We start from the raw sequence: 18499 nt of genomic DNA on the forward strand, positions 1-18499 counted from the left end.
GATCTGATGCCCTGTCGGATGCGGCGTAAACGTCTTATCCGACCCCGACCTACGGGTGCGACACGGTTGTAGGACTGATAAGACGCGTCAGTGTTGCATCAGGCATCGATCTCTTATTTTTGGCTAAACTGCCGCCGACCATAGACCAGCCAGGTCAGCAGCACACAGATGATGTAAAAGATTAAAAACACTTTCATCGCGCCAACCGGCGAGCCGGTCATATTCAGCGACATGCCAAACGCCTGTGGAATAAAAAAGCCGCCAACTGCACCAATTGCCGAGATAAAGCCAAGTGCGGCGGCGGTTTCGGTGATTGCTTCTCGCTGTGCTTCTTCATCGCTACCGCCTTTCATCTTCACCCGATAAATGGTTATCTGGCGGAAGATGACGGCAATCATCTGGAAAGTAGAGCCACTTCCCAGACCCGCCGTCAGGAACAACCCCATAAATACGGCGTAAAACGCAATGAAATTACCTGAACCCGTGCCGGGTAACGTCAGAAACAGCAACGCACTGAACAGAGCCATAAAAATAAAGTTGATAAGCGTAACGCGAACGCCGCCGAACTTATCGGAGATAGCGCCGCCAACCGATCGCGCAATGGCACCGATAAACGGGCCAAAAAACGCCAGTTGCAGAATATTCACATCCGGGAACTGCGTTTTTGCCAGCATGGCAAAACCCGCGGAAAAGCCGATGAACGAGCCAAAAGTGGCGAGGTAGAGCAGACTCAACAGCCAGAGATGCAGGCGTTGTAACACAGGTAACTGGTCGGCAATTGATGCACGTGAACTGGCAATATCATTCATCCCTGACCAGGCCGCAATGGTGGCAATGACCAACAATGGCACCCAAATCCAGGCAGCATTAGCCAGTGACATCTCAGAACCATCGGCCTGCGGTACGCCATTAACACCAAGAAAGGCAAATACCGGAACAAAAATCACCAGCGGCGCAACCAGTTGCATCACGCTGACGCCTAAATTACCCAGTCCGCCATTAATGCCAAGTGCGCTACCTTGTTTGGCTTTCGGGAAGAAAAAACTGATATTTCCCATACTTGAAGCAAAGTTTGCGCCCGCAAAACCGCACAGCAGAGCAATTACAATAAATACACCGAAGGGAGTAGCTGTATTTTGCACGGCAAAACCGAGCCAGATGCAGGGAATAATCAGGATAGCGGTACTAAAAACGGTCCAGCGACGTCCACCAAATATTGGCACCATAAAGGAGTAGGGAACACGTAATAATGCGCCCGAAACGGAGGGTAATGCGGTTAATAAAAAAAGTTGATCGGTAGTAAAATTAAAGCCGATTTTGTTGAGATTAACGGCGACAGCGCTAAATAACATCCAGACACAGAACGCAAGAAGTAAACAACTGACTGATATCCAGAGATTTCTTCGTGCTATATGCTTTCCTTTATTTTCCCAGAATGCCGGATTTTCTGGCTTCCAGTCGCGCAAAAGATAACGATTGTTTTTCTCATTTTGCAGTGCCATATTCTTCCTCGCATGCACACATTGTTAATGAAAAAAAGAAAAGACAGGACGTTGGGCGCAACCGCCCGTTTTTAGAATTAAGGATGAATAGAGTGAAGTGCTGAATGAAAGAATAGATAAGAAAGCACAGCCGCGCGGTGAGAAAGCGGATTATCTGAAGGCTTATGTGTTACTGAATGTAACAAAAATATATCATTGCCTTCACTAATTTTTAAATCCGCATATCCCTGAACGTGTTTTGTTGCTGTATGAAGCGTTGGCCTCATCTTGTCATCTTTATTTATCGGTGACGTGTCGCCAGCCAGCAGAGCAGAGAACCGCCACAGACCATCAGTGCGCCTTGCCAGAATGAGAGCGACAGCGGTGCGCTGAGCAGCACGGCAGCAAGCGCTGACGAAAGTACGGGGGTAAAATAAGACCCTACTGCCATAATAGTGACATTGCCATGTAAAATACCGACATTCCAGGCGGCATAAGCAAATCCTAAAGTAAAAGCCGCAGAAATGAGTTTGACGATGACAGGGGTGCTAAAAACCATCTCTGGTTGTGGCGACAGAAAATAGTAAACCCATAGGCTTGCACCCGTCAGAAGAACGAAAACGGTAATGCCGTTAAATCCACGGGCATATTTATTGGTTACCGTGCAATAAGCCGCCCAGATAAAGGCACCAATAAACGCCAGAAAATAACTTAATGGGCTGGTAGTGATATTATTGATTATTTCATTATATTTCAGGCCATTCTCACCGCCCAGCACCCAACAAACACCCATCAACGCGAAAAGCAATCCTGGAATAATCAGCCAATTTGTTTTTTGTCCGTTAAAAAGAATGGCAAAAAGAATCGTCAGGCTGGGCCATAGATAGTTCACCATACCGACTTCAATGGCCTGATGGCGGGTGGCCGCGTATCCCAAAGAAAGCGCGAGGCAAATTTCATAGCTGACAAACAATACGCTGCCAGCAAGTAAATAGCCTTTTGGGATCTGCCGAAGACGTGGGAATCCAACAGTGAATATTAATAGTAGTCCGCTTAATGAATAGATCGCCGCCGCTCCTCCTACCGGACCGAGCCCCTCACTGACCCCACGAATCAACCCAACCATCGTGCTCCACAAGATGATCGCAATCAGGCCAATGAGTGTTGCTTTTTGTTTTGTCATATTTGCTCTTTTTTCTCTCTTGCCATTAAAAATCGCGCTGAAATTTATAGCATTTTTTTAACCTGCCTGTCAGGACGTGGTGACTTTTTCTACCGCTATTGAGGTAGGTCAATTTGTAAAGGCGAACTATTTTGTGGCAAACAGGCGTTCTTTTTGATTTGGCGCAAAAAGATTCGGAATTTTACTGTTAGTTTCCTCGCGCAGTTACACCCGTGTAAAAAGAGGAAAGCAATGGACGTCAGTCGCAGACAATTTTTTAAAATCTACGCGGGCGGTATGGCTGGAACAACAGTAGCAGCATTGGGCTTTGCCCCGAAGCAAGCACTGGCTCAGGCGCGAAACTATAAATTATTACGCGCAAAAGAGATCCGTAACACCTGCACATACTGTTCCGTAGGTTGCGGGCTATTGATGTATAGCCTGGGTGATGGAGCTAAAAACGCCAGAGAAGCGATTTATCACATTGAGGGTGATCCGGATCATCCGGTAAGCCGCGGTGCGCTGTGCCCGAAAGGGGCCGGTTTGCTGGACTACGTGAACAGTGAAAACCGTCTGCGTTACCCGGAATATCGCGCTCCAGGTTCAGATAAATGGCAGCGTATTAGCTGGGATGAAGCATTTTCCCGTATTGCGAAGCTGATGAAAGCTGACCGTGATGCCAACTTTATTGAGAAGAACGAGCAGGGCGTAACGGTTAACCGTTGGCTTTCTACCGGTATGCTGTGTGCTTCCGGTGCCAGCAACGAAACCGGGATGCTGACCCAAAAATTTGCTCGCTCCCTCGGGATGCTGGCGGTAGACAACCAGGCACGCGTCTGACACGGACCAACGGTAGCAAGTCTTGCTCCAACATTTGGTCGCGGTGCGATGACCAACCACTGGGTGGATATCAAAAACGCTAACGTCGTGATGGTGATGGGCGGTAACGCTGCTGAAGCGCATCCCGTCGGTTTCCGCTGGGCGATGGAAGCGAAAAACAACAACGATGCAACCTTGATCGTTGTCGATCCCCGTTTTACGCGTACCGCTTCTGTCGCGGATATCTACGCGCCTATTCGTTCCGGTACGGACATTACGTTCCTGTCTGGCGTTTTGCGCTACCTGATCGAAAACAACAAAATCAACGCTGAATACGTTAAGCATTACACCAACGCCAGCTTGCTGGTGCGTGATGATTTTGCTTTCGAAGACGGCCTGTTCAGCGGCTATGACGCTGAAAAACGCCAGTACGATAAGTCGTCCTGGAACTATCAGTTCGATGAAAATGGCTATGCGAAACGCGATGATACGCTGACTCATCCGCGCTGCGTGTGGAACCTGCTGAAAGAGCACGTTTCCCGCTACACGCCGGATGTTGTAGAAAACATCTGTGGTACGCCAAAAGCCGACTTCCTGAAAGTGTGTGAAGTGCTGGCCTCCACCAGCGCGCCGGATCGCACAACCACCTTCCTGTACGCCCTGGGCTGGACGCAGCACACTGTCGGTGCGCAGAACATTCGTACTATGGCGATGATCCAGTTGCTGCTCGGCAACATGGGTATGGCTGGTGGTGGCGTGAACGCGCTGCGCGGCCACTCCAACATTCAGGGTCTGACCGACTTAGGTCTGCTCTCTACCAGCTTACCGGGTTATCTGACGCTGCCGTCAGAAAAACAGGTTGATCTGCAGTCGTATCTGGAAGCGAATACGCCGAAAGCGACGCTGGCTGATCAGGTGAACTACTGGAGCAATTATCCGAAGTTCTTCGTTAGCCTGATGAAATCTTTCTACGGCGATGCCGCACAGAAAGAAAACAACTGGGGTTACGACTGGCTGCCGAAGTGGGATCAGACCTACGACGTCATCAAGTATTTCAACATGATGGACGAAGGCAAGGTCAGCGGTTATTTCTGCCAGGGCTTTAACCCGGTTGCGTCCTTCCCGGACAAAAACAAAGTAGTTAGCTGCCTGAGTAAGCTGAAATACATGGTGGTTATCGATCCGCTGGTGACTGAAACCTCCACCTTCTGGCAGAACCACGGCGAGTCGAACGATGTCGATCAGGCGTCTATCCAGACCGAGGTATTCCGTCTGCCTTCGACCTGCTTTGCTGAAGAAGATGGCTCTATCGCCAACTCCGGTCGCTGGTTGCAGTGGCACTGGAAAGGTCAGGACGCTCCGGGCGAAGCGCGTAACGACGGTGAAATTCTGGCGGGTATCTACCACCATCTGCGCGAGCTGTATAAAGCCGAAGGTGGTAAAGGCGTAGAACCGCTGATGAAGATGAGCTGGAACTACAAGCAGCCGCACGAGCCGCAATCTGACGAAGTGGCAAAAGAGAACAACGGCTATGCGCTGGAAGATCTCTATGATGCCAATGGCGTGCTGATTGCGAAGAAAGGTCAGTTGCTGAGTAGCTTTGCGCATCTGCGTGATGACGGTACGACTGCATCTTCTTGCTGGATCTACACCGGTAGCTGGACCGAGCAGGGCAACCAGATGGCCAACCGCGATAACTCCGACCCGTCAGGTCTGGGGAATACGCTGGGATGGGCATGGGCGTGGCCGCTCAACCGTCGCGTGCTGTACAACCGTGCTTCAGCGGATATCAACGGTAAACCGTGGGATCCGAAACGGATGCTGATCCAGTGGAACGGCAGCAAGTGGACGGGCAATGATATTCCGGACTTCGGCAATGCCGCACCGGGTACGCCAACCGGGCCGTTTATCATGCAGCCGGAAGGGATGGGACGCTTGTTTGCCATCAACAAAATGGCAGAAGGTCCATTCCCGGAACACTACGAGCCGATTGAAACGCCGCTGGGTACGAACCCGCTGCATCCAAACGTGGTGTCTAACCCGGTCGTGCGTCTGTATGAACAAGATGCGCTGCGGATGGGTAAAAAAGAGCAGTTCCCTTACGTGGGTACGACCTACCGTCTGACCGAGCACTTCCACACCTGGACCAAGCACGCATTGCTCAACGCAATCGCCCAGCCGGAACAGTTTGTGGAAATCAGCGAAACGCTGGCGGCGGCGAAAGGCATTGCCAATGGCGATCGTGTCACTGTCTCCAGTAAGCGTGGCTTTATCCGCGCGGTGGCCGTGGTAACGCGCCGTCTGAAGCCGCTGAACGTTAACGGTCAACAGGTAGAAACGGTGGGTATTCCAATCCACTGGGGCTTTGAGGGTGTCGCGCGTAAAGGCTATATCGCTAACACTCTGACGCCGAATGTCGGTGATGCAAACTCGCAAACGCCGGAATATAAAGCGTTCTTAGTCAACATCGAGAAGGCGTAAGGGGGCGAACAGATGGCTATGGAAACGCAGGACATTATCAAAAGGTCCGCAACTAACTCCATCACGCCGCCTTCGCAGGTGCGTGATTACAAAGCAGAAGTCGCGAAACTTATCGACGTTTCCACCTGTATCGGCTGTAAAGCCTGCCAGGTGGCATGTTCGGAGTGGAACGACATCCGTGATGAAGTGGGGCACTGCGTCGGGGTCTACGATAACCCCGCCGATCTGAGCGCCAAATCCTGGACGGTGATGCGCTTTAGCGAAACCGAACAGAACGGTAAGCTGGAGTGGCTGATCCGTAAAGACGGCTGTATGCACTGTGAAGATCCGGGCTGCCTGAAGGCGTGTCCGTCTGCCGGTGCAATCATTCAGTACGCTAACGGCATTGTCGATTTCCAGTCGGAAAACTGCATCGGCTGTGGTTACTGCATTGCCGGGTGTCCGTTTAATATTCCGCGCCTCAACAAAGAGGATAACCGGGTATATAAATGCACCCTCTGCGTCGATCGCGTCAGCGTCGGCCAGGAACCGGCTTGTGTGAAAACCTGTCCGACCGGGGCGATCCACTTCGGCACCAAGAAGGAGATGCTGGAGCTGGCGGAACAGCGGGTGGCGAAACTGAAAGCGCGTGGCTACGAACATGCTGGCGTCTACAACCCGGAAGGGGTTGGTGGCACGCACGTCATGTATGTGTTGCATCACGCCGATCAGCCGGAGCTGTATCACGGTCTACCGAAGGAGCCGAAGATTGATACTTCGGTGAACTTGTGGAAAGGCGCGTTGAAACCGCTGGCAGCCGCTGGCTTTATCGCCACCTTTGCCGGGTTGATTTTCCACTACATCGGTATTGGCCCGAATAAGGAAGTGGACGATGACGAGGAGGGAAATCATGAGTAAGTCGAAAATGATTGTGCGCACCAAGTTTATTGATCGCGCCTGTCACTGGACCGTGGTGATTTGCTTCTTCCTGGTGGCACTTTCCGGGATTTCGTTCTTCTTCCCGACGCTGCAATGGCTGACGCAAACCTTCGGTACGCCGCAGATGGGACGCATTTTGCACCCATTCTTCGGCATTGCGATTTTTGTTGCGCTGATGTTTATGTTCTTCCGCTTTGTGCATCACAACATCCCGGATAAGAAAGATATTCCGTGGCTGTTGAACATTGTCGAAGTATTGAAAGGCAATGAGCACAAAGTGGCGGATGTCGGTAAGTACAACGCCGGGCAGAAGATGATGTTCTGGTCGATCATGAGCATGATTTTCGTGCTGCTGGTGACCGGGGTGATTATCTGGCGTCCGTACTTTGCGCAGTACTTCCCGATTCAGGTTGTCCGCTACAGTCTGCTGATCCACGCAGCCGCGGGTATCATCCTGATCCACGCCATCCTGATCCATATGTATATGGCATTCTGGGTGAAAGGGTCGATTAAAGGGATGGTCGAAGGAAAGGTGAGCCGTCGTTGGGCGAAGAAACACCATCCGCGCTGGTATCGTGAAATCGAGAAGGCCGAAGCGAAAAAAGAGAGTGAAGAAGGGATATAATCTCTTTTGAGCTTTAAGCTGAAAATGGCGCTGTAAAAGGCGCCATTTTTTATTGTAGATAACGTGCACTTTGTTCATGCCGGATGCGGCGTGAACGCCTTATCCGGCCTACAAACCGTTCAAATCCAATAGATTGCAGTGAAAGTGTAGGCCTGATAAGCGTAGCGCATCGGGCAATGTTGCGTTTGTCATCAGTTTCAAATGGCGCTTTATAAGGTGCCATTTTTTTATTGCGTAACCAGACGGCGCAGTCGCGACACATCCACCGTTTTTTCAGCCTCTGCCAGGCTCCAGGCGTTTTGCAGATTCAGCCACATTTGCGGCGAACTGCCGATCACCACGGAAAGTTTAATCGCCATTTCTGGTGTCAAAGCTGCTTTTCCGGTCAGCAATCGGCTTGCCGTTGAGGGCGCAATTTCCATTGCTCTGGCAAACTCGCGCAGGCTGACATTAAGTTCGTCCAGTGATTCCTGAATAATGTCCCCCGGGCGGGGATGATTGGCCATTTTCATCAGTGATAGTCCTCGTAATCCAGTATGTATGCATCGCCATTGACGAATTCAAATGTGATTCGCCAGTTGCCCGAGACAGATATCGTCCAAATTTCATCGCGATCGCCGCTTAACGGGTGTAGTCGGTAACCGGGCATATCGATATCAGCAAGACAGCTTGCTGCATCAATTACAGCGAGTCGGTGGCGTAATCGTTTGACTTGCGTCGGTATAACGCCGGAGGTTTTGCCGAGAAGAAACAAGTCACGCAATCCCTTGTGTCTGAAATTCATTATCATCACTTCATCCTTGTTCCTTTCGAAGGAACACTATCACTATTGTTCCGTGCAGCGCAACAAATTTCGCTACGTTTTCGCGAATTGTGAGGGGAAAGATCGGGGAGGAAAAGAAGAAGAGTGAAATTGCGGAAAGCGTCTCGCAAAACAGGCTGCGACCCGAACATGGCAGTCGCAGCAAAGGACTCTTAGCGACGGAAATCAATCACCATACGGCCACGGATTTTACCTTCTTCCATCTCGGTAAAGATGGTGTTGATGTCCGCTAACGGACGCAGGGCGACTTTTGGCACCACTTTACCTTCGGCGGCAAACTGGAAGGCTTCGGTTAAATCCTGGCGCGTGCCGACCAGCGAACCTACGACTTCAATGCCATCCAGCACCAGCCGTGGAATATCAAGACTCATAGATTCCGGCGGTAGACCTACAGCCACGACACGCCCACCTGCGCGAACGGCGTCGACCGCCGAGTTAAATGCGGCTTTTGCTACCGCCGTCACCACCGCGGCATGAGCGCCACCGGTTTTCTCTTGCACAATTTTGGCAGCATCTTCAGAGCGTGAGTTAATTGCTAAATCAGCGCCCATCTCGGTCGCCAGTTTCAGTTGCTCATCATTGACATCAATGGCGATCACTTTGGCGTTAAAGACATTCTTCGCATATTGCAGGGCGAGGTTGCCCAGACCGCCAAGACCGTAGATAGCAATCCACTGCCCGGGGCGAATTTTTGACAGTTTCACCGCTTTATAGGTGGTGACGCCCGCGCAGGTAATGCTGCTGGCGGCAGCCGAGTCCAGGCCATCCGGCACTTTGACCGCGTAATCAGCGACCACGATGCACTCTTCAGCCATCCCGCCATCAACGCTGTATCCGGCATTTTTAACTGAACGGCAGAGGGTTTCGTTGCCGCTGTTACAGTATTCGCAATGACCGCATCCTTCAAAGAACCATGCTACGCTTGCGCGATCGCCTGGTTTCAATGAAGTTACTCCAGGGCCAACTTCCGCCACCACACCAATGCCTTCGTGCCCCAGAATTACGCCGGTCTTATCACCAAAATCGCCATTCTTAACATGAAGATCGGTATGACATACACCACAACACTCCATTTTTAACAGAGCTTCACCGTGTTTCAGTGAGCGCAGCGTTTTATCCGTAACGTCAACATGATGATCCTTCGTAACAACCGCAGCCTTCATAGTTCCTCCTTTTCGGATGATGTTCTGCATAGCAGGTGAGGCAAATGAGATTTATTCGCCACTACCCAGTATGGATGAGATCTGAAAAAGGGAGAGAAAAATTGCCCGGCAGTGTTCACTACCGGGCAGAGACTTAGATGGAAGTACGACGGTAGTCGCGGTATTCGGCTTGCCAGAAATTATCGTCAATGGCTTGTTGCAAAGCTTCAGCGGAGGTTTTCACCGCCACGCCTTGTTGCTGAGCCATTTTGCCGACCGCAAAAGCTATAGCCCGGGAGACTTTCTGAATATCTTTTAGTTCCGGCAATACCAGACCTTCGCCGTTCAGCACCAGAGGAGAATACTGCGCCAGGGTTTCACTTGCCGACATCAACATCTCATCGGTGATGCGTGACGCGCCGGAAGCAATAACGCCCAGCCCGATCCCCGGGAAGATAAAGGCGTTGTTACACTGGGCGATAGGGTAGATTTTATCTTTCCATACCACGGGATTAAACGGGCTGCCAGTGGCGACCAGCGCATTACCTTCGGTCCAGGCAATAATGTCCTGCGGCGTGGCTTCGACGCGTGATGTCGGGTTAGAGAGAGGCATCACGATTGGGCGTGGGCAATGCTTGTGCATTTCGCGGATGATCTCTTCCGTAAACAGCCCGGCCTGTCCGGAGACGCCAATCAGAATATCCGGTTTGACATTGCGCACCACATCGAGCAGTGACAGCACATCGCTGTCGGTATCCCAGCCGCTGAGATTGTCCCGCTTCTGCACCAGTTTGGTCTGGAAAGGCAGCAGATTTGGCATCTTGTCGGTCAGCAGGCCAAAGCGATCGACCATAAACACTTTCTGCCGCGCCGCTTCCTCGCTTAATCCTTCGCGCTGGGTCTGGGCGATGATCATCTCCGCAATGCCGCATCCCGCAGAGCCAGCGCCGAGGAAGACGATTTTTTTCTCGCTTAACTGACCACCCGCCGCGCGACTGGCTGCTATCAGCGTTCCGACCGTTACCGCGGCGGTCCCCTGAATGTCATCATTAAAGGAACATATTTCATTGCGATAACGGTTCAGCAGCGGCATCGCGTTTTTCTGTGCGAAATCTTCAAACTGCAGCAACACGTCAGGCCAGCGTTGCTTCACGGCCTGGATAAATTCATCAACAAATTCATAGTATTCGTCGTCGGTGATACGCGGGTTCCGCCAGCCCATATACAGCGGGTCGTTAAGCAGTTGCTGATTGTTGGTGCCAACGTCCAATACTACCGGCAGCGTATACGCCGGGCTGATGCCGCCACAGGCGGTATAGAGCGACAGTTTACCGATTGGAATGCCCATCCCGCCGATACCCTGATCACCCAGGCCCAGGATACGTTCGCCATCCGTCACCACAATCACTTTAATGTTGTGATTCGGCACGTTTTGCAGGATGTCGTCCATATTGTGGCGGTTCTGGTAAGAGATAAACACGCCGCGCGAACGACGGTAGATCTCGGAGAAACGTTCACAGGCCGCGCCGACGGTTGGGGTATAAATGACGGGCATCATCTCATCAAGATGATTGTTCACCAGGCGGTAGAAGAGGGTTTCGTTGGTGTCCTGGATGTTACGCAGGTAGATGTGTTTGTCGATTTCGGTTTTGAATCCCTGATACTGGATCCACGCACGTTCCGCTTGTTCTTCGATGGTTTCGACCACTTCCGGCAGTAACCCCAGCAGGTTGAAGTTACGGCGTTCTTCCATGCTGAAGGCACTGCCTTTATTCAACAACGGAAATTCCAGCAGTACAGGGCCAGCGTAAGGAATATAAAGCGAACGCTGTTTTTTTGTTTTTGGTTCCATGTCACTCACTCTTTTTTGAATATCCATCCCTGGGGCGCTTTTATCGTCTTTGCTTTACCGCCAGGGCGTCGGCCCAAGTATAAAGCAGATAAAAACAAAAACACCATTGCGCTGGCAATGGTGTTTAATCGTCATTGAGGACGGATTGTTAAAACTTACTTTTCAGCGGGGCGTTTTCTGCCTGTTGGGTTATTTACCACGCTGGATTTGTCACCTTCGGTAACTATTTTGCGCTGGTTAGATATTTTATGATCCAGTCCAAGAATATGACGGGCCTGACGGTTCGATTTCATTTTAACTCCTCAATCCTGTTACTAGTTTTAAGGACAATTCGCCAAAGCGAAGAAACGTAACCCCTAAGGTTGCGGATCAAGCATAGCAGCTTAAAGTGTAGGGTGCTGGCCACTGACCACATAATTAATAGTTTGCTGGTAGATATCACTGAGGATGTCGTTATCAGAAGCTTCCAGCCATTTGGTCAGCTCCATGAGAATATCATCTTCAGTGACAACACCGTGCTCTGCCCGAAGGCCTTGCTCAATGGCGTTAACCAGAGCGGGTTCTGCGGTGGAATTTGCTGCCTGATAATAAGTAAACATAGTGATCCTCCTTGTCTGTGTATTTATGGTGTCTGCTACGCCTCGCAGATTTATAAAGCACATTCAGCATGGCAAATATTTATTGTCTCGTTACCAGGAATAATCCTGGTTGGTGATTTTTATATTTTAAATGCATGATGTTATTGGTTTTTATTTGTTGGGGTATCGTTTTAATCCTATATTTCCAGACATCCGGTGCGGTCATTCCATTTAAATGCGCAGGTGATTTTTTTAGCCGGTTTAATTCGGAATATCCTGCTTATCCTCTTGCTGTTTCTCCCGTAGTCTATAATTTCCTTTTTAAGCCCACAGGAGAGCAACAATGACAATCCATAAGAAAGGTCAGGCACACTGGGAAGGCGATATCAAACGCGGGAAGGGAACAGTATCTACCGAGAGCGGTGTGCTGAACCAACAACCGTATGGGTTTAACACGCGTTTTGAAGGCGCAAAAGGAACCAACCCGGAAGAGCTGATTGGTGCAGCACATGCCGCTTGTTTCTCGATGGCGCTTTCATTAATGCTGGGGGAAGCGGGATTCACACCAACATCGATTGATACCACTGCCGATGTATCACTGGATAAAGTGGATGCTGGTTTTGCGATTACTAAAATTGCACTGAAAAGCGAAGTCGCCGTTCCGGGCATTGATGCTTCCACCTTTGACGGTATTATCCAGAAAGCAAAAGCAGGATGTCCGGTTTCTCAGGTACTGAAAGCGGAAATTACGCTGGATTACCAGGTGAAAGCATAAATTCTCGCCGGATGATGCGTCATCCGGCAAGTTATCTACACAAATACTTTGTCCTTATCCCAATGAGATCTCGTATTTAAACCGCATCTTTATTCTGCTCATTATCCCCTCTGCTCATAAAAAATCATTATTGCATCAGGTTGTGAATTTATACTTCGTTCAGAATATCAGTAAATATTGGGTTATTTATGTTTTCTGTTTGATGGTGCGAATCATATGTGCCATTGTAAGACTTAGTTAATTTTAACCAATTCAAATCTATTTAAATTAATTCAATTCAATTAATTTGCTAATTGATATTGTTCAATAAGGATGAAGCCATGTCGGTGAAAAAGGTCTCTTTTTTTATTGTGTTAATTTATCTAAGCCAGTATGCAAGTGCATCTTCAGAATTTAATTTCTCACCTGACAGTGTTTTTGTTGATGCTTCTCTTTCATTTCTGAATGGTGAGTCAGGTGAGTTTGTCTATAGTAATGGTGGCACACTTAGCCAACTGGACTGGAAAATTCAAAATACGCCCATTGTTAAAATGGGCGTAACCTGGGATGCAGTCTCATGGCTGACTCTTAATGCCAACGGCTGGACGACGCTTGCCTCTGCCGGTGCGCTAATGGATGATTATGACTGGCTGGAACCGGGGCAACAACACTGGAGCGATTGGTCACATCATCCTGCAACACGGTTAAATTTTGCAAATCAGTTTGATCTCAATATAACAGGTTGGTTTTTAAAGGAACAAAACTACCAATTAGGCGCTGTGTTAGGCTATCAGGAGACGCGTTTCAGTTGGTTGGCGAAAGGCGGTTACTATAGTTATGACAATGGTGCCGACATTAGTGATATTCCTCATGACCAAAAAGTTATTGGTTACCAACAAAAATTCAGCGCTCCCTATTTAGGTCTTTCTGGTAAATATATCTACCATGATTTTGATATTATAACGCAATTTAAATATAGCGCCAGGGGAGAAGGGAAAGGCACAGATCAGCATTACTTGAGCAACATTACATTTAAAGATAAAGTATCTAACCAAAAATATTACTCAGGTCTTATTAACGTGGGGTATAACATTAATCCACAGGCGCGTATTTTTACAGAAATATCATGGAGTAGATTCTCTAATGATGTTGGTAACACAACAATTTATCATAAAGAAAATGGTGAACGTGTAAAAGATAAAGATTCACCAGGGATGCAGAATTATAATTACATTATTGGTGCGGGTATTATGTACAGATTTTAATATAGCGGCGCGCAAATAGCTTAATACGAATACATGAAATCTTGCCCGCCAGTGCGGGCAAGATTTACTAAACGTCGATTTGAAGCGGTAGTGCAGTAGACATCCAGACAGAGATCTCTTCGGCGGGTAAAGGGCGTGAGAAGAAATAGCCCTGAATAACGGGGCAGTGGATCTTGCGTAACATCTCAAACTGTTCTTTTGTTTCTACACCTTCAGCCACTACGGTTAAGTTCAGGCTTTGTCCAATGCCGGTAATGGCTTCTAACAAGGCGCGAATGCGTTTTTCAGTCAGACAACGATCGACAAAACTTTTATCAATTTTGATTTCTGTTACCGGCAGGCTGACTAAGCGTGATAAACCAGAAAAGCCGGTGCCGAAATCATCGACGGATAAACCTACACCCATATCCCGCAGGATCTGGATGCGTTTAAAGATCTCCGTATCGTGTTCCATCATCATGCTTTCGGTGATTTCCACTGTTAGCTGGTGGCCGTCAATCGCCCAGGCTTCCATCGCGTCGGAAACCTGATTGGGTAGTTGATTACTGCGAAAATGCAGCGCAGACAAGTTAACGGATAACGCCGGGATGTGAATATTCTGGCTATGCCATTCTGCTAACTGGCGACAGGCTTCAGCGATGACCCAGCGACCAATGTTTTCAATTTCACCAATCTCTTCCGCGAGGGGAATAAACCGGGAAGGGGGAACATGACCATGCTGTGGATCGTACCAGCGAGCAAGTGCTTCAAGACCGTACAGTTCACCCGTTTCCGCGAAGATCTGCGGCTGGTAAACCAGTTTCAACTGGTTGTTGCTGATCGCTTCTTTCAGCGCCGCACCTAATACCAGCCGCTCTTTAACCATTTCGTTCATTGTCGGACTAAAGAACTGCCAGCCGTTGCCGCCATTTTTGCGAATGAAATCCATCGCATTGTGGGCGGTAGAAAGCAGGTAGTCACGGTTTTTGCCAACGTCGTAACTGATACCAATGCTTAAGGTTAAAGGAAAAGGTTGATCGTCAATGATGACCGGCTTTCTAATGATGTTGCGTAGCTCATCAGCGATTTGGGTAATGTTGCTTACTTCATCCTCCAGGCTAATGAGGACAAACTGTGCACCTTCAACGCGGCAGAGATACTGATCGGGTTTGAGTTTTTCGCGAAAACGATTAACGACCTCTAACAATGCCTGATCGGCCCACGCGTAGCCGAGGCTGTCGATCACATCCTGAATATGGTCGACGCCAATAAGATACACCACCGGAGAGACGGCTCTATCGACCAGGTCATCAAGATAATTGTGCAGATTATTGCGATTTGGCAGACCGGTCATCGGATCAAACTGAATTAGCTGTTCGATGTGCTGGCGGCTTTTCTCCTGTTCCAGCGCCAGTGCGGCCATATGCTGGCTGATATCTGCCACACGTTCGACAAATGCACTGGTTTCTGTTCCTGCCGCGGTCTTGATTTGCAGTATCCCCGCAGGCGCACCATCACGCTGGCGAATGGTGACAGCCCAGCTTTGTGCATTCTTTACATCTACCTCATGAGAGGACGATGCCCAATGCACTGGCATCCCATTACGCAATGCATACAGCGATACGTGTGATTCATGAAGAATGGATTCAATATTACGGCAAATGATTTCACCCATTTCGTGAAACGGTGGGCTACTGCACATGGCAGCGAGGATGTTGGTTTGGTTTTTTCTACCCGACTGCGTATACGTTCTGCGGTACGTAAAGTGTCAGTTTCTGAGGCTTCAGTCAGTACAATGATAAATTCATCGCCACCGTAGCGGAAAACATAATCACTGCTGCGAACATTGTCGTAAAACGCTTGCGAGACTTTACGTAAGATCTCGTCACCGGTGTTATGTCCCCATGTGTCGTTGATCTCTTTGAATTTATCAACATCGATGATTAGCACAGACAACAGCGTGCCGGTTCTATTGGCATGGGCAATTTCACGTTTGAAGATAGTCGGCAGGAAACGGCGGTTGAGTAGCTTGGTTAACACATCCATTCCCACTTCATGGCGAGAAACTTCTTCAAACAGTTCTCGTAGTAAAGTGATAATTTGCGATACGGTATTTCGTATCTGTAATAAAAATTTCACTCGCAGGCTTTTGTTACTCAGATTTTTGGCATGGAGTATTGTCTGATTGAAAATTCCGTCGAAATCCTGAACCAGGCGGGAGATATGGCCTACTTCAGCAATACCACTAAAATAATGGCGGCCTTTATGGTTAAACCACAGGCCAAAATCAGCCTGGCTTAACGGTAGGCTACTGCCTAAATCAGAATCCAACAGAACTTTATAAATAATATCTATTTCCCATGAAAGTAATGAGGCTATTTGCCGTTCTTTTTCTTCTTCAGCATTTTCCAGTAATGAGAATATACGATAGTTCTCATCTTCTTTAGCGGCGCTACTGTCGCTAAAGGTAAACGCCCTGGTCATAACTTCCATGGCTATATCGATACTGCTAATCGAAAAATGATAAACCTGAAGTTTTTCCGCAGGCGAATAATCAGAGGAAAATATCACTGGATAGAGGATTTTTTTCAGCACGCGAAAACCCATCTCGACAATTTCCACGGGAATGCCAATACGAGCATGGACTTCAGCCACGGTATGTTGGATTTGTATCAGTCTTTCAACCTGTTCGTTACTCAAAAACTCTTCGGCGTGCGGGTCAGTGCGTACAATACGATAAAACTCATTGCTCAGGTAATGGGCATGGGTAACGGCAATTTCTGCGGCTTTTGTGCGAATGATGGGAGCGGCCTGGGCAACTAATCCGGTCCACTCATCTTTCATTCTTTTAAAGTACATCTCCATAATTCAGCCCCTTATACGACTGGAAAGGCAAATGAGATCGAAAAAACGAAATGCAACACACTGGACAGGCTTATTGCACCATATTCTCCTGAAATATGAAGATGTAATGAAGAGAAATAAACGAGTTAGACAGTTTTAATCTACGCTACTGTTCTTCTGAAGAGTATAGCCCATCGTGATTATTTTTCGGTGGCGACGAACATCACTTTGTTTTTCATATTAATACTAATTAATCAGGAGATTATGGCCATTTGCTTATACGCAAATAATTTAACATTAAGAGAATGTGACTTTTTTGAAAGGTAACAGGCCGGTGCTTTAATCACCGGCGATGGCACAGTAAAAAAGGGGATTAGCTTCCCCAGCGACTTTGCAGATAACTAACGGCTTGCTGGGTCTGTGGTTTATTCAGGTAATCTTCGCGGAACAAAATAGTACCGCTAATTTCTGGAACAGCGTCGTTAAGATCGAGCTGCTTTTTCAGTTCTGGCACGCCGCCGTTAACTGTCCAGTCAGGTTCTATCTTCGAGGGTTCTCCAACTTTATAGAAGGCGACACCGATATAGAGACGGGTTTTGGTCGGTTTGACGACATCTGCCCACCATTTAGCCAATACGTCATAGCGTGCGGCGCTACGAGAGAAAGGCCAGTAAATTTGTGGGGCAATATAATCCAGTAAACCTTGTTCGACCCAACGGCGGGTATCCGCATAGGATTCATCATAGGCAGCAGCTCCACGGGTATCTGAACCGAGTGGATCATGTGAGCGATTACGCCAGACGCCTGCCGGGCTAACGCCAAATTCGACCTCAGGCTTCAGGCTTTTTATGGTATGCGATACTTTCGCGATTAACTGCTGGGTATTGTTGCGTCGCCAGTCTGCTTTCGAGGCAAAAGCGCCCCCATATTTGCGGTACGTCTCGTTATCGTTAAGCAGTGAACCTGGTGATTCGGTGTAGAAATAGTCGTCGAACTGCACACCATCAACCGGATAACGGGAAACGACTTCTGCAACTATCGATGTGATCCAGTCCTGAACTTCAGGGATGCCCGGGTCGAGAACAAAACGGTCGCCCGATGTCCTGATCCAGTCGCGATGCTGCACATAGACGCTGGCAGGTTGCTGCGACAGGGTGTTATTCAATTCCCTGATTGTTCCGGGTTTAGTATTAACCGACACGCGATAGGGGTTAAACCAGGCGTGTACTTTCATCCCACGCTTGTGGGCTTCATCGAGTATAAATTGCAGCGGATCGTAACCGGGGTCTTCACCCATCTTGCCGGTCATAAGATCTGACCACGGCAAAATTTTTGATGGCCAAAGGGCAGTGCCATCGGGCTTTACCTGGAAAAAGACCGTATTTATGCCGAGACGTTGCAGATGATCCAGCTTGTCGATCATCGCCTGTTGTTGCACGCTGGCTCGGGTGGTGGGGTTACTAATGTTAACCGAGGAAACCGGGGGCCAGTCGAGGCGAGACACAGTGGCCAGCCAGATACCACGCATGGGTTGCGACGATTGTTGCGCTGTTGCTGGTGGTTTTAAGCCTGCTGGTGGTGTAACTATTGTGGTTGGCGGTGTTGTCTTACAACTACACGGTACAAGAGCCAGTGCAACGAGCGCCGCTGGCCTTTTGAGCGCGAATTTCACGTTTCGGGAGCAGATATCCATATATGCTGGTTTCCGGTAAACAGATGTGTTGCTCATTCTCGTACTTATCTGGGGCAAGTCAATACGATAACTGGTACGAAAAA

14 protein-coding genes and 2 pseudogenes are annotated in these 18499 nt (G+C 48.8%); 5 read left to right on the top strand and 11 right to left on the bottom strand.

Annotation, left to right across the window (positions count from 1 at the left end):
• Positions 1-113: 113 nt before the first annotated feature.
• Positions 114-1502, bottom strand: coding sequence for a nitrate/nitrite transporter NarU (narU, locus tag C1192_RS04730; protein WP_038355860.1), 1389 nt, complete (start codon positions 1500-1502; stop codon positions 114-116).
• A gap of 280 nt (positions 1503-1782) precedes the next feature.
• Positions 1783-2664 carry an aromatic amino acid efflux DMT transporter YddG gene (gene yddG, locus C1192_RS04735; RefSeq protein ID WP_000166096.1) on the bottom strand — a complete coding sequence of 294 codons (882 nt, stop codon included), beginning with the start codon at positions 2662-2664 and terminating at the stop codon, positions 1783-1785.
• Positions 2665-2895: 231 nt separating this feature from the next.
• On the opposite strand from yddG, the gene fdnG reads away from it, so the two are divergent.
• Genes fdnG through fdnI form a run of 3 tightly spaced genes read left to right on the top strand, consistent with a single transcriptional unit; the run spans position 2896 to position 7486 of the window.
• Positions 2896-5943 carry a formate dehydrogenase-N subunit alpha gene (fdnG, locus tag C1192_RS04745; RefSeq protein ID WP_158650411.1) on the top strand — a complete coding sequence of 1016 codons (3048 nt, stop codon included), beginning with the start codon at positions 2896-2898 and terminating at the stop codon, positions 5941-5943.
• 12 nt (positions 5944-5955) lie between these two features.
• On the top strand, positions 5956-6840 hold the full coding sequence (gene fdnH, locus C1192_RS04750; protein ID WP_001240589.1) for a formate dehydrogenase N subunit beta: 885 nt from the start codon (positions 5956-5958) through the stop codon (positions 6838-6840).
• Entirely contained in the window at positions 6833-7486 is a 654-nt protein-coding gene (fdnI, locus tag C1192_RS04755) for a formate dehydrogenase-N subunit gamma (protein ID WP_000045637.1), read from the top strand. The genes fdnH and fdnI overlap by 8 nt, the downstream gene beginning before the upstream one ends.
• Before the next feature lie 227 nt (positions 7487-7713).
• Here fdnI and C1192_RS04760 read toward each other — a convergent pair whose 3' ends face one another.
• The 6 genes from C1192_RS04760 to bdm all read right to left on the bottom strand — a co-directional run bounded on the left by C1192_RS04760 (position 7714) and on the right by bdm (position 11902).
• Positions 7714-7998: a HigA family addiction module antitoxin gene (locus tag C1192_RS04760; RefSeq protein ID WP_000781370.1), complete on the bottom strand. Its 285-nt coding sequence runs from the start codon at positions 7996-7998 to the stop codon at positions 7714-7716.
• Positions 7998-8276 (bottom strand): type II toxin-antitoxin system RelE/ParE family toxin, encoded by a 279-nt coding sequence (locus tag C1192_RS04765; RefSeq protein WP_016248700.1) that lies wholly within the window; start codon positions 8274-8276, stop codon positions 7998-8000. Before C1192_RS04765 ends, C1192_RS04760 begins: the two co-directional genes overlap by 1 nt.
• 185 nt (positions 8277-8461) lie before the next feature.
• Positions 8462-9472, bottom strand: coding sequence for an alcohol dehydrogenase AdhP (adhP, locus tag C1192_RS04775; RefSeq protein WP_000642389.1), 1011 nt, complete (start codon positions 9470-9472; stop codon positions 8462-8464).
• A gap of 133 nt (positions 9473-9605) precedes the next feature.
• Positions 9606-11303 (bottom strand): malate dehydrogenase, encoded by a 1698-nt coding sequence (gene maeA / locus C1192_RS04780; RefSeq protein ID WP_001516384.1) that lies wholly within the window; start codon positions 11301-11303, stop codon positions 9606-9608.
• 155 nt (positions 11304-11458) lie between these two features.
• Positions 11459-11596, bottom strand: a complete 138-nt coding sequence (gene sra / locus C1192_RS04785; protein WP_000841554.1) for a stationary-phase-induced ribosome-associated protein — start codon at positions 11594-11596, stop codon at positions 11459-11461.
• Positions 11597-11686: 90 nt separating this feature from the next.
• The gene (gene bdm, locus C1192_RS04790; protein ID WP_000495761.1) at positions 11687-11902 is read right to left on the bottom strand and encodes a biofilm-dependent modulation protein; all 216 of its coding nucleotides are present in this window, start codon (positions 11900-11902) and stop codon (positions 11687-11689) included.
• Between the two features lie 322 nt (positions 11903-12224).
• Between bdm and osmC the strand changes: the two genes are divergently transcribed.
• Both osmC and C1192_RS04800 read left to right on the top strand, forming a co-directional pair.
• On the top strand, positions 12225-12656 hold the full coding sequence (gene osmC / locus C1192_RS04795) for a peroxiredoxin OsmC (protein WP_038355863.1): 432 nt from the start codon (positions 12225-12227) through the stop codon (positions 12654-12656).
• A gap of 320 nt (positions 12657-12976) precedes the next feature.
• Positions 12977-13900: an omptin family outer membrane protease gene (locus C1192_RS04800; protein WP_038355864.1), complete on the top strand. Its 924-nt coding sequence runs from the start codon at positions 12977-12979 to the stop codon at positions 13898-13900.
• A gap of 67 nt (positions 13901-13967) precedes the next feature.
• Here the strand turns inward: C1192_RS04800 and dosP are convergent.
• The 3 genes and pseudogenes from dosP to C1192_RS04815 form a co-directional block, all read right to left on the bottom strand.
• A pseudogene (dosP, locus tag C1192_RS04805) lies at positions 13968-15611 on the bottom strand (oxygen-sensing cyclic-di-GMP phosphodiesterase DosP); the annotation flags it as partial.
• Positions 15599-16744: pseudogene (locus tag C1192_RS04810) on the bottom strand (diguanylate cyclase); the annotation flags it as partial. The pseudogenes C1192_RS04810 and dosP, both read right to left, overlap by 13 nt.
• A gap of 352 nt (positions 16745-17096) precedes the next feature.
• Positions 17097-18416 carry a family 10 glycosylhydrolase gene (locus C1192_RS04815; RefSeq protein ID WP_077784594.1) on the bottom strand — a complete coding sequence of 440 codons (1320 nt, stop codon included), beginning with the start codon at positions 18414-18416 and terminating at the stop codon, positions 17097-17099.
• Positions 18417-18499: the final 83 nt, after the last annotated feature.

Origin of the sequence: Escherichia marmotae (assembly GCF_002900365.1) — a bacterium.
Taxonomy (GTDB): domain Bacteria; phylum Pseudomonadota; class Gammaproteobacteria; order Enterobacterales; family Enterobacteriaceae; genus Escherichia; species Escherichia marmotae.